The sequence below is a fragment of the Acetatifactor muris genome (assembly GCF_024623325.1).
Taxonomy (GTDB): domain Bacteria; phylum Bacillota; class Clostridia; order Lachnospirales; family Lachnospiraceae; genus Acetatifactor; species Acetatifactor muris.
Window position 1 is genome coordinate 138477 of record NZ_JANJZD010000004.1, and the last position, 12243, is coordinate 150719.

General features: G+C 47.3%; 15 protein-coding genes and 1 pseudogene. 12 read left to right on the forward strand and 4 right to left on the reverse strand.

Annotated elements, in window-relative coordinates; translation table 11 throughout:
* The first annotated feature begins 16 nt into the window (after positions 1–16).
* Positions 17–553 (forward strand): bL17 family ribosomal protein, encoded by a 537-nt coding sequence (locus NSB25_RS05185; RefSeq protein WP_103238367.1) that lies wholly within the window; start codon positions 17–19, stop codon positions 551–553.
* Positions 554–668: 115 nt separating this feature from the next.
* On the forward strand, positions 669–2015 hold the full coding sequence (locus NSB25_RS05190; protein ID WP_103238368.1) for an MATE family efflux transporter: 1347 nt from the start codon (positions 669–671) through the stop codon (positions 2013–2015).
* A 38-nt stretch (positions 2016–2053) separates the two neighbouring features.
* On the opposite strand, the gene NSB25_RS05195 is transcribed toward NSB25_RS05190, so the two are convergent.
* Positions 2054–3019, reverse strand: coding sequence for a M15 family metallopeptidase (locus NSB25_RS05195; protein WP_242982302.1), 966 nt, complete (start codon positions 3017–3019; stop codon positions 2054–2056).
* 186 nt (positions 3020–3205) lie between these two features.
* Here NSB25_RS05195 and NSB25_RS05200 point away from each other — a divergent pair, with 186 nt between their 5' ends.
* From NSB25_RS05200 to NSB25_RS05240, 9 genes are all read left to right on the forward strand, one after another.
* The gene (locus NSB25_RS05200) at positions 3206–4075 is read left to right on the forward strand and encodes an energy-coupling factor transporter ATPase (RefSeq protein WP_103238369.1); all 870 of its coding nucleotides are present in this window, start codon (positions 3206–3208) and stop codon (positions 4073–4075) included.
* A gap of 2 nt (positions 4076–4077) precedes the next feature.
* Positions 4078–4932: an energy-coupling factor transporter ATPase gene (locus NSB25_RS05205; RefSeq protein ID WP_103238370.1), complete on the forward strand. Its 855-nt coding sequence runs from the start codon at positions 4078–4080 to the stop codon at positions 4930–4932.
* 14 nt (positions 4933–4946) lie between these two features.
* Positions 4947–5762 carry an energy-coupling factor transporter transmembrane component T family protein gene (locus NSB25_RS05210; RefSeq protein WP_103238371.1) on the forward strand — a complete coding sequence of 272 codons (816 nt, stop codon included), beginning with the start codon at positions 4947–4949 and terminating at the stop codon, positions 5760–5762.
* Positions 5763–5877: 115 nt separating this feature from the next.
* Positions 5878–6663, forward strand: coding sequence for a tRNA pseudouridine(38-40) synthase TruA (truA, locus tag NSB25_RS05215; RefSeq protein WP_242982303.1), 786 nt, complete (start codon positions 5878–5880; stop codon positions 6661–6663).
* A gap of 238 nt (positions 6664–6901) precedes the next feature.
* Positions 6902–7330, forward strand: a complete 429-nt coding sequence (gene rplM, locus NSB25_RS05220) for a 50S ribosomal protein L13 (protein WP_103238372.1) — start codon at positions 6902–6904, stop codon at positions 7328–7330.
* 23 nt (positions 7331–7353) lie between these two features.
* Positions 7354–7749, forward strand: coding sequence for a 30S ribosomal protein S9 (gene rpsI / locus NSB25_RS05225; RefSeq protein WP_103238373.1), 396 nt, complete (start codon positions 7354–7356; stop codon positions 7747–7749).
* 126 nt (positions 7750–7875) lie between these two features.
* Positions 7876–8055, forward strand: coding sequence for a hypothetical protein (locus NSB25_RS05230; protein ID WP_004078250.1), 180 nt, complete (start codon positions 7876–7878; stop codon positions 8053–8055).
* Positions 8055–8621, forward strand: coding sequence for an ATPase (locus NSB25_RS05235; protein ID WP_103238374.1), 567 nt, complete (start codon positions 8055–8057; stop codon positions 8619–8621). Before NSB25_RS05230 ends, NSB25_RS05235 begins: the two co-directional genes overlap by 1 nt.
* 221 nt (positions 8622–8842) lie before the next feature.
* Positions 8843–9364 (forward strand): GNAT family N-acetyltransferase, encoded by a 522-nt coding sequence (locus NSB25_RS05240; protein ID WP_103238488.1) that lies wholly within the window; start codon positions 8843–8845, stop codon positions 9362–9364.
* 69 nt (positions 9365–9433) lie between these two features.
* On the opposite strand, the gene NSB25_RS05245 is transcribed toward NSB25_RS05240, so the two are convergent.
* From NSB25_RS05245 to holA, 3 genes are all read right to left on the reverse strand, one after another.
* On the reverse strand, positions 9434–9658 hold the full coding sequence (locus NSB25_RS05245; RefSeq protein ID WP_103238489.1) for a hypothetical protein: 225 nt from the start codon (positions 9656–9658) through the stop codon (positions 9434–9436).
* Between the two features lie 89 nt (positions 9659–9747).
* Positions 9748–10356 (reverse strand): TlpA family protein disulfide reductase, encoded by a 609-nt coding sequence (locus NSB25_RS05250; protein WP_103238375.1) that lies wholly within the window; start codon positions 10354–10356, stop codon positions 9748–9750.
* 7 nt (positions 10357–10363) lie between these two features.
* Complete coding sequence (gene holA / locus NSB25_RS05255; protein WP_103238376.1) at positions 10364–11353, reverse strand: DNA polymerase III subunit delta; 990 nt, start codon at positions 11351–11353, stop codon at positions 10364–10366.
* Positions 11354–11888: 535 nt separating this feature from the next.
* On the opposite strand from holA, the pseudogene NSB25_RS05260 reads away from it, so the two are divergent.
* Positions 11889–12242, forward strand: a pseudogene (locus tag NSB25_RS05260) (sporulation initiation factor Spo0A C-terminal domain-containing protein); the annotation flags it as partial.
* Position 12243 lies beyond the last annotated feature (1 nt).

The window sequence follows — 12243 nt, forward strand, 5'->3', positions numbered from 1 at the left end:
AGAAAGGAATAAAATTATGGCAAAGTACAGAAAGCTCGGCAGAACATCTTCACAGAGGAAGGCACTGTTGAGAAATCAGGTAACTGCATTATTGCAGCACGGAAAAATTGTGACAACTGAGGCGAGAGCCAAGGAAGTGCGGAAGATTGCAGAAAGACTGATTGCAATGGCCACGAAGGAGAGGGACAATTTTGAACTTGTAAAGGTTACAGCCAAAGTCCCCATGAAAGATAAGGACGGAAAGCGTGTAAAGGAAGTAGTGGACGGCAAGAAGGTTACCAAATTCGAAAATGTGGAAAAGGAAATCAAAAAGGATATGCCTTCCCGTATGCATGTAAGACGTCAGATTCTGAGAGTGCTTTATCCTGTTGTTTCTGTTCCCCAGGAGGCAGCTGGTCGGAAGAGAAATACAAAAGAAGTTGATCTGGTTGCGAAGCTTTTTGACGAATACGGACCCAAGTATGCAGACCGCAACGGCGGTTATACCAGGATTGTCAAGATCGGTCCCCGTAAGGGCGACGCGGCTATGGAAGTGATTCTGGAGTTGGTGTAAGGTAAGAGACGGGGCCAATGCGAAAGCATTGGTTCCGTTTTTCACAACATGAAAATATGTTCGTATGTTACGGAACGCAAACGGTAATATACGGAATCGGAACAGGTGAATGGGCATGTTTCAATATAAGAAAGAAGATATCAGTAAGACTTTGAATATGGCGTGGCCGGCGATGCTGGAGTCATTTTTTGCGGCATTTGCAGGACTTGTGGATTCTCTGATGGTCAGCTCGCTGGGCTATCACGCCGTGGCTGCGGTGGGATTGACGACACAGCCCAAGTTTCTGGGCCTTGCGCTTTTTATCGCGGCTAATGTGGCCATTTCGGCGCTGGTTGCCCGACGGAACGGGGAAGGGAAAAAGAGAGAGGCGAATCAGATATTTGCCACATTTCTGATTTTTATCGTGGCGGCGTCGATAATGCTGAGTGTTCTGCTGGTGGTCTTTGCAGACCCCATTATTCGTCTGTGCGGCTCAGAAGAACTGACCCATGACAGTGCGGTGCTTTATTTTCGGATTATCATGGGAGGCATGATTTTCAATGTCATCCAGATGGGCGTCAATTCCGCCCAGAGAGGTGCGGGCAATACCCGTATCACCATGCGGACGAATCTGGTGTCGAACACAGTGAATATCCTGTTCAATTACCTTTTGATTCAGGGGCATTTCGGATTTCCTGCGCTGGGAATTCGGGGAGCAGCTCTGGCCACTGTTCTGGGAACGGTGGTATCCAGCATCATGAGTGTAATGTCTGTCTGGAAGGAAGATAATTTTATCAGTATACCATATCTTCTGAAGGAAAAAATCATGCCTTCTCTGGAGGCCCTGAAGAATATCATCAAGGTGGGCTACAGTGTATTTGCGGAGCAGGTGCTGATGAGAATCGGCTTTATGCTCACGGCCATAATGGCAGCCGATCAGGGAACCTCCGCCATGGCGGCACATCAGGTGGGGATGAACATCATGGGACTGTCCTTTTCCTTCGGTGACGGCCTTCAGGCCACGGCAGTGGCTCTGATTGGGTACAGTCTGGGGGCAAAACAGCCTGAACAGGCGAAGCAATATGGAAAGACATGCCGTATGATAGGCGGAGTGATATCGGTCATTCTCGCGGCGATATACTTCGGCGGAGCGGGAGCGCTGATGCGATTATTTTTTGAAGAAGAGGAGATTGTCAGCATTGGCGTCAGCATTATGCATGTAATTATTTTTGTGGTGATTCTGCAGATTGCGCAGGTGATCTACATGGGATGCCTCCGGGGGGCAGGAGATACCCTTTATACAGCAATTGCCTCCACGGTCAGCGTTACCATTATGAGAACCCTGGGGTCATACTTCTTCGGTTACATACTGAACATGGGAATTACCGGGATCTGGTTCGGTGTTATTGCAGACCAGCTTTCCCGATTTATCCTGGCAAATATTCGTTTTCGTCAGGGAAAATGGACGGAAATCAAAATATAGCCGGCGGCTGCCTGGGGGACAGGCAGCAGAAATGCTGATTACTGCGGTATCTTCTGGAAATGCTGGTAATCTTTTACATTGTTCCAGTTGCCGCCCCAGGTAAAACCGTGTTGGATAAACAGTTTATAGCACAGATCATTTTCGTCAATCTTGTAGGGAAAGTTTACAGTGCGATCGGCATAATCTGCGGCCGACACAGGTAAAATATTCTCTGAGCCCTCTCTGTAAGTGATATAAGGATTGTAGAGCGGATTGATATCCACAGCCAGACCGAAAGCGTGTTTTGACAGATTTGCGCTGCCCTCCACAGGACGATAATTAAAGCAGGAGGTATTGTTATCCTCCATGGAGGCAGTGTCGTCGCCGTCGTATTCATCAATCAGCAGCACTTTTTCCAGCTGATATTCATTGCGGTAGAGCTCCTGGAAGATCTCTGTCAGATCCTGAGCGATGAATTCGTTGCAGATCAGCTCTCCCTCTGTAGAATTTCCTTCAAAGTCATAGTGCAGGATATGAACATAGCGAAGTTCTTCAAAGGTGATTTCCGGAGGGGCTGCATTCTCCTCCTCTGCGGCAGGATAGGAAATGCCGGTCATATAGCGGCGAAGATTGTCGGAGAGGGGTTCGTAATAAAAGCCTTCTGCCAGGGTACAGCGTTCTTCCAGCTGCGTATTGCCGTTCAGAGAGGCCCCGGTCAACTGTGAAGAGGGCGCAGGAGAAGCCTCTGTCTGGCTCTCAGCGGCAGGAGTGGATTCTTCCTGACTGCCGGCAGAAGAATCTGCAGAAGGACTGTTCTGACCGTCAGAATCAGAAGAAGATTCCGGCTGACTGTCGGAGGAGGGCTCCGGAGTGGAATCAGAGGGGCTTTCAAGGGGCAGATCATTGAGCTTTGCATATTCTGTCAGGCTCATGGAATTCTGACTCATAATTTTGGAAAGGCTGCCTGCTATAATGACGATTGCAGCCAGTATAACAACCATTTTGATAATTTTATCTCTATCCATAACAGATTCCTTTCAATGGGATGTATTTAGAATATCACAGCAGAGGATTTTTGTAAATCCGGGACTACAGGAAAGGCATTTGTAACAGGGTCGTATTGTGTCTGCCGCAAAATGCAGACATTTTACGGACAATGAAGCAGTGTGACTTACAATCATAAATGAAGGTCAGAATTTAAAGGAAAACAAATGGGAATTGTCAGAACTCAGGATTTAGTATATGAATATATCAGACGTGATGAGGAAGGGAATGTGGAGGGAATCACCACCGCCGTGGACCATGTGAACCTTGATATTGTGCCGGGTGAATTTATCGCCATTCTGGGACATAACGGTTCGGGTAAGTCAACCCTTGCCAAACATATCAATGCCATTTTGAATCCCACGGAGGGAACAGTCTGGGTGGACGGGATGGATACGTCAGAGGAAGAGCAGATCTGGGATATACGCCGGACTGCCGGCATGGTATTCCAGAATCCGGACAATCAGATTATCGGCCAGGTTGTGGAGGAAGATGTGGGGTTCGGGCCGGAAAATATGGGAATTCCCACCGCTGAAATCTGGGAGCGGGTGGAGGAAAGTCTGAAGGCGGTAGGAATGTATGAGTACCGCAGACATTCTCCCAACAAACTTTCCGGAGGGCAGAAGCAGAGAGTTTCCATTGCGGGAGTGCTGGCCATGCACCCCAAGTGCATTGTGCTGGATGAGCCTACTGCCATGCTGGATCCCAGGGGGCGCGGGGAAGTAATCCGGGCCATTCGAGGTCTGAACCAGGTAGAGGAGATCACGGTTATTCTGATCACCCATTATATGGAAGAAATCATTCATGCGGACAGAGTTTTCATTATGGATGGGGGCCATGTGGCCATGGAAGGGACACCCAGAGAGATCTTCTCCCAGGTGGAAAAGCTGCAGGAGCTTCGGCTGGATGTGCCGCAGGTGACCTTACTTTCGTATGAGCTGCAGAAGAGAGGACTTGCTTTGCCGGACGGGATTCTGACGGCCGGGGAATTGGCGGATGCATGTGAAAGGCTCAGACAGAAGGACTGGGGGAGGTAGATATGTCCATTATCTTAGATCATGTCAGCTATGTATATGGGGAAGGTACGCCGCTGGAAGTGAGAGCTCTGGATGATGTCAGCCTTCAGATTCCCGACGGACAGTTCGTGGGAGTCATCGGTCATACAGGTTCCGGCAAATCCACGCTGGTCCAGCATATGAATGGTCTGCTGCAGGCCACTTCCGGTCATATCTATTTTAACGGTGAGGATATATATGACAGAAGTTATAATCTGAAAAATCTGCGCAGTAAAGTGGGGCTGGTATTTCAGTACCCTGAACATCAGCTGTTCGAGATAGATGTATTCAGTGATGTGTGCTTCGGACCGAAGAATCTGGGCCTTGGGAAAAAGGAAACGGAGCTCAGAGCATTTGAGGCACTGCGCAGTGTGGGACTTCCGGAAGAACTGTATTATCAGTCTCCCTTTGAGATTTCCGGCGGTCAGAAGAGAAGAGCTGCCATTGCCGGCGTGCTGGCCATGGAGCCTGAGATTCTGATTCTGGATGAACCCACCGCGGGACTGGACCCGAAAGGACGGAAGGAAATTCTGGACCAGATCAGAAAGCTTCAGACGGGTACGGGAATAACGATTCTGCTGGTGTCCCACAGCATGGAAGATGTGGCGGAATATGTGGACAGAATCATTGTCATGAATAAGGGAAAAGTTATGTATGACGATGCGCCGAAAAAAGTTTTCGCCCGCTATCGGGAACTGGAAGAGGTGGGACTGGCGGCGCCTCAGGTGACCTATATTCTCCATGAGCTGAAGGACAGAGGATTTCACGTGAATACAGAAGCGACTACTGTCGGAGAAGCCGCGGAAACCATATACAGGGCAATCATGACAGAAGACTGATAGCAGGGGGCAATATGCTGAGAGACATTACATTGGGACAATATTATCAGACGGAATCGGTAATCCATAAGCTTGACCCCAGAGTGAAGCTGGGAGGAACGCTGCTGTATATCATTTCACTTTTTTTGTTCGGCTCTTATCTGGGGTACGTGATTGCCGCAGCGTTTCTGGCAATTGTGATCCGGCTTTCCCATGTGCCTTTTAAATTCATGGTAAAGGGGATGCGGGCCATTTTCTTCCTGCTGTTGATTACGGTGGGATTCAATCTGTTTCTGACACCGGGCAGGGAGCTGGTGTCCTTCTGGAAGCTGACCATCACTGCGGAGGGCGTCCGGATGGCTGTGACCATGGCTGTGCGTCTGACACTGCTGATTATCGGCTCTTCCGTCATGACTCTGACCACCACGCCCAACAATCTGACAGACGGCATGGAGAAAATGATGAAGCCGCTGAAAGTATTTCGCGTGCCTGTCCACGAGGTGGCCATGATTATGTCCATCGCGCTTCGATTCATCCCGATTCTGATGGAGGAGACAGACAAGATTATGAAGGCGCAGATTGCCAGAGGGGCGGATTTTGACAGCGGGAATCTGATTCAGCGCGCGAAAGCGCTGGTGCCGCTGCTGGTGCCGCTGTTTATCTCCGCATTCCGCAGGGCCAATGATCTGGCCATGGCTATGGAAGCCAGGTGCTATCGGGGCGGAGAGGGAAGAACAAAGATGAAACCGCTGATATATGGGAAAAGAGACAGGGTGGCATATCTGTGTATCTGTGTCTATCTGATTTCAGGCGTGGTGCTGAGCAGATTGATTGAAGTGACGGGTATCTGAAATCATTGCAGGTAATTATGGGGGGCCTGCAGATGCGGAACTATAATTGAGGAGAAAATATTGCCTTTCCCGGGGAGATGCGTTGTCAAAGGGGAGAGGCTTATACGGAGACGATATGGATATTCATACAAACATGGAAAAGGAAGCTGTCCCTGCTATGAAGAAACGTATCCGTATGACGGTTGCGTATGACGGAACGAATTATCATGGATGGCAGCAACAGAATAACGGAATTACGATTGAGGAAGAGTTGAACAGGCATTTGAGTGAGCTTCTGGAAGAACCCATTCAGGTGATTGGCGGAAGCCGCACGGACGCCGGTGTACATGCCATGGGAAATGTGGCTGTGTTTGACACCCGGAGCCGTATGCCGGCCCGGAAGGTTTCCTACGCGCTGAACCAGAAGCTGCCGAAGGATATCCGTGTGCAGAAATCGGAGGAGGTTCCCGCAGACTGGCATCCCAGACACTGCGAGAGCCGTAAAACCTATGAGTACAGAATTTACAGAGCAGAATTTCCCATGCCGGTAAAACGTCTGTATTCCTATTTTACCTATCATGCGCTGGATGTCAGAAGAATGAGAGAGGCGGCAGCCTATCTGGAAGGAGAGCATGACTTTAAGAGCTTTTGTCAGACAGGAGCGCAGGTGGAGAGTACAGTCCGGACAATCTACAGTCTCTGGGTGGAAGAGCAGGGGGCGGATCTGGTGATTCGTGTGTGCGGGAACGGATTCCTGTATAATATGGTGAGGATTATCGCGGGGACTCTGATTGAGGTGGGACAGGGGAAGCGGGAACCCGAGTCCATGCCGGAGATTCTGGCTGCAGGGAAGCGCAGTGCGGCCGGACCAACCGCGCCGGCCCATGGCCTGATGCTGATCAAGTATGAATGGCTGGACTGATTTTTCCCATATTTTCCGGAAAAAGTCATTGACATACAGGAAACCCTATAGTAGAATATACAAGTGTGACAAAGTTTCGAAATGCCCTGCCAAAGCCCCGGCGGAGCATTTGAAATAGAGAAAAGCGTTTCGGGGAAAGCATGGGAAGCAGCCGGACATCTGCCGAACATGATGGAGACGGAACCGGAATGAGTCTGCTGAAACTGACTCGAGGAAAATGCAATACGGAGGGAACATAATGAAAACATTTATGGCTAGTCCAGCTACAATCGATAGAAAATGGTATGTAGTAGACGCTGCGGGTATGACTTTGGGTCGCCTGGCCTCAGAGGTTGCGAAGATTTTAAGGGGAAAGAATAAGCCCATCTTCACTCCTCACCTTGATATGGGAGATTATGTAATTGTAATTAATGCGGAAAAGATCAACGTGACAGGCAAAAAGCTTGATCAGAAGGTATATTATCATCATTCCGGTTATGTGGGCGGACTGAAGGAAGTCACCCTGAAGGAAAAGATGAGCAAGAAGCCCGAGCAGGTAATCGAGCTTGCGGTTAAGGGAATGCTTCCCAAAGGACCTTTAGGAAGGCAGATGTACAAGAAGCTGTATGTATATGCAGGACCTGAGCATAAGCATGAGGCTCAGAAGCCTGAAGTACTGACATTCTAAAGGATAGGAGGATAAAAGAAATCATGGCTAAGTCTGAAAGATATTATGGCACAGGCAGAAGAAAGAAATCCATCGCAAGAGTGTATCTGACACCCGGAAAAGGCGATGTTGTAATTAATAAGAGAAGTATGGACGAGTATTTCGGTCTGGAGACCCTGAAGGTTATTGTTCGCCAGCCTTTTGCGGCTACCGGAACCACAGATAAATTCGATGTGCTGGTAAACGTGCGCGGCGGCGGTTATACAGGCCAGGCGGGTGCGATCAGACACGGAATTGCAAGAGCGCTGCTTCAGGCAGATGCGGAATACAGACCCGTTCTGAAGAAGGAAGGATTCCTGACCAGAGACCCTCGTATGAAGGAGAGAAAGAAGTACGGCTTGAAGGCTGCAAGACGTGCACCGCAGTTCAGCAAGCGATAAGCGGCATAATTATACAGATGCAAGAATATGGACTCCGCAGGTTATCCTGCGGAGTTTTTATCTTAACTTTTCAGGTGATTAGGGGTATAATAAATTTGATGTAATATGAACTATGGAGGTGCTGTTATGTGTGATGTTAAAAAGTATGAAAAAATCTATGAAGATATACAAAAGCTGCAGCCGGAAGACACTTTACAGCTTGTATTGGAGGCTGAAACAGAAGAACAAAGAAATTTTTATGAAATGGTTGGTGATTTTCTCCTGCAAAAGAAGCAAAGACAGGTAATCGAAAGGAATCTTTTTTAGTGAAAAAATATATTTTGATAGCAGGAGTTAATGGGGCAGGTAAATCAACATTGTATCAGTCATTGCAAAGTCTGCATGATATACCGAGAGTGAATACAGATGAAATATTGAGAGAATTTGGCGATTGGAGAAATATGACTGACATTATGACTGCGGGAAAAATGGCGGTAAAGAAGATAAATAGTTTTTTTGATGAAGGTATTACTTTTAATCAAGAGACAACATTGTGTGGAAAATCAATTTTAAATAATATTGCAGAGGCTAAAGAAAGAGATTATTTTATTGAATTACATTATATAGGTGTTGAGAGTGTAAACATTGCCAAGGAAAGGGTAGCTATGCGTGTAAAAAGAGGTGGTCATGGTATTTCCGAAAAGGATATTGAGAGAAGATATATTGACACATTTAGAAATTTGAAATTTGTTTTACCGGAATGTAATTTGGCGGCATTTTATGATAATACAATAGAATTTCGCAGATTTGCCATTTATAAAAATGGAAAGTTGGTAAGAGTCTCACATGAGATACCGCTGTGGTATGAGAAATTTATAGAGACTGTAAAATAGAGAGCGGTAATTTGTATGATAAAATGCCATTAGACATTACAAAATAGTATGGGTAAGTGACAGGTAACTAACAAATGTCTTGAAAATGTCGGAAAATAAGGGTTTGAAACTATGCAAGAGATAGGCAGTCCTTTGTGGACAGGAAAGATATGGAAGACCCACAGACAGTTTTTGTTTTGGTTTTTTGCATGACAAAGAAGAAATATGCAGGAGGTATACAGATGAAAATAGAAAAAATCATAACCAGGCGCCTGGTTTTACGCGGGTTTACCAGGGAAGATGCAGGATTCGCAATCAGCATCTGGAATGACCCGGAAATGGGAGAATACCTTGCGGATCCGGCTCTGGATGAAGGGGAGATTGATCCTGAATACCGGAGGGAAATAGAGTGTCTGGGGGAAGATGAAGAGTGCTGCTATCTGATTGCGGAAGACAGGCAGACCGGCGAGAGAACAGGTACCTGCAGCTTTATGCCATCCGAAGACGGAAAGGTATACGATATCGCTTACTGTGTACATAAGAGCCGCTGGAGACAGGGATACGTCACAGAAATGATTCAGGGGATGGTGGAATACGCCAGGGGCCGGGGAGCGGAAAAGATAACGGTCACTGTGGACAAGAGGAATACAGCCTCCAATGGGGTGTTGAAGAAACTTGGGTTCGGAATTGCCTCTGACGGGAAATATATGAAACGGGGAACCAATCAGGAATGCGCGGATTATAAGTATGAACTGTTGTTGTAAGACGGGGAAGTGACAGATATGCAAAAAGCAGGGAACCTCACGTGCGGTTTTCCTGCTTTTTGCATCGGGTTATTTTTTCAGGAATCCCTTTAAGGCATCTACGGAGTCTGAGACCTTATCTGCCGTCAGTTTGGCTTTTACGCCCTGAACCACCTGATCGATGATATCATCCGGTAAATCCACCCCCAAAACGCTCTCCAGGGCCTTGACAGGTTCCCTGCGGAACTGTTCCTGAAGCCCTTTATCCCTGGTGATTTTATCCACCGCTTTCGTAATCTGTTCTTTTACATCCATTGTTTTTCCCTCACTTTCTTTTTTCAATGTGTGATGCCTTAATGTATCTGAGATATGACGATTACAGGACAATTGTCATACATGGCCTGTCACTGCGAAAGATCTTCCAGAAGGCTGTCAATGAGTTCCTTCCAGTCCTCTTTTTCCCTGGCGCCTACCACAGTATCCAGAATGTTCCCTTCCTCATCCAGGAAAAAAGTAGTGGGAACAGCCGCCACATCTGTCAGGAGCGCGTTAAAGAGGGACTCGTTGAGATACAGATGGGGGTAAGCCGCACCGGTCTGCTCAATCAGACTTTTCGCTTTTGTCGTCTGCTTTTCTTCTGCCCCTTCCTGAACATTACTGATAATACCGATGATCTGGAAATCTGATTTATCGTATTCTCCGGCCAGCTGGCCCAGCTCGGGCATTTCCCTCAGACAGGGCTGACAGTAAGTAGCCCACACATTAATCATGGTAAGCCTGGATTCGGAGAAGATGTCGGAGGAAACGGTATTGCCCTCCGTGTCCTGAGCTTCGAAGACTGTCATATCCTTTACAGACTCCGATGAGGCAAGTTCGGACTCTCCGGATGCAATGGTTTCAGGAGAGCCGGCGGAGGGGACAGATTCTTTTTCAGATGTCTGTCCTGCGCAGCCTCCCAGGAGTACAATTGTCAGAATTCCTGTAACCAGGTATGCTTTAAAGTCAGCTTTCATAAATTTATCATTCCTTTCCTGACTGCAGTACGGAGAGAATGAGAATCTCCACACTCATAATATCATTCATTTTCCCTGTTTTGACGGATTCTTCCGCCTCCACACATTTTACCACAGCATTGCGGAGCTGGGAAGTCTTAAAATGTGCTGCCTGACTTAAATATTTTCCCGCGATAAAAGGGGCTACACCGATTTTGGAACCGATGGTGCGGTTATCATATCCTTTTTTCTTCAATTCCTTTGTCTGCAGCAGCATATTGCATTGCCTTGCGATGAGGAACAGAATGCGCATGGGCGGTTCCTTCAGGGCAAGCAGCTCATAATACAAATCCAGAGCCTGCTTCTGCCGGCCGGAGGAGATGGCGCTGATCATGTCGAAGATATGATTGGTGATTCGGGTGGTACAGACGGCTTCCACGTCCTCAGAGGTGACCATATCTCTGTCCATGCAGTAACAGATCAGCTTCTCCAGCTCCATCTGTATATTCTCCATATCGGTGCCGGTTCTGGACAGAATCAGCTGTACCGTATTCTCGGTGATTCGTTTGCCTTCCCGGGCAAGAATTCCGGCAATCCAGCGTTTCAGCGTGTTCTCGTCCTGTACGGTGAACTCAGATGCATACCCTTTTGTCTGTACTGTCTTATATAGTTTGCTTCTTTTATCCACTTCGTTTTCCAGGAAGATGAAGAAAGTGGTTTCACTGGGAGAAGCCAGATATTCTGCCATTTTTTCTCCGCCGGATTTGAAGAGGCCGCTACCGGTGATGAAGATGACCCGGCGGTCGCCGAAGAAAGGAAGGGTTTCGGCCAAATCGATGATTTCACCTACAGAGATATCCTTTCCTTCAAAAGAATGGATATTCATGGTGTCACAGCCTTCGCACAGAGCCTTGCGGAGCTTTTCGCGGTACTGTCTGCGCAGATAGCGCTCTTCTCCGTAAAGCAGGTAGACCTGACGGAATTTATTTTGCCTGATATCCTCGTTAATCTGCTTCATTTTGATTCTCCTTTCGTCTCTATTGTGCCTTTTGCCGGAAGGGATGTCAAGTGCTTTTCAGATGGAAGCAGATGAGGGACAGAGCTGCCATTAAGAAAAAAGAAAAATCATAGAATTTTTTGGAGAAATTTGACAATATACGCAGAACCGGCACGTCCTGTGGAATTTATTAGTATCTTCAGACGAAAATCGCGATGGTTTGGAGTTGCTGTTTCAAACACTTCTCTTTTATAATGGAAAAGGACGAATTTAGACAATTTGTGTGACAATTCAGCCAAATACATGGAAGCGCGGATTCGGGTGCCGGCTTTTTATGGCTGAAAATGAAAAAAAGCAGGGCGGAAAGTTCTGCGAGGAGGTAGGTTTGATGGAGCAACTGAATATTACGGCGACAAAGGATAATGAGAGAATATACAAAATCCTGGGAGATCTGATGAACGGAGATAAAGAATTCCAGATTATGATTACGGTACCTTCGGGGAAAACCGGGAATCAGCACGGACCTGTACAGGAAATACCGAAACCGGCGGTACGGCGTGATCTGGAACAGGATGTGACGGACATGATACATGAAATCGGTGTACCTGCACATATCAAAGGGTATCAGTATCTGAGAGAAGCGATTATGATGTCCGTGGAAGATCCGGGAATGATCAGCTCAATTACCAAGATTCTGTATCCTACCATAGCCAAACGTTTTCAGACCACACCAAGTCGTGTGGAGCGTGCAATCCGCCATGCCATTGAGGTGGCGTGGAGCAGAGGGAGAATGGAAACGTTGGATGCGCTGTTCGGATATACCATTGATACCGGCAAGGGTAAACCTACCAACTCGGAATTTATTGCACTGATTGCCGACAGAATACGTCTTTCATATCGTGTGCAGTAAA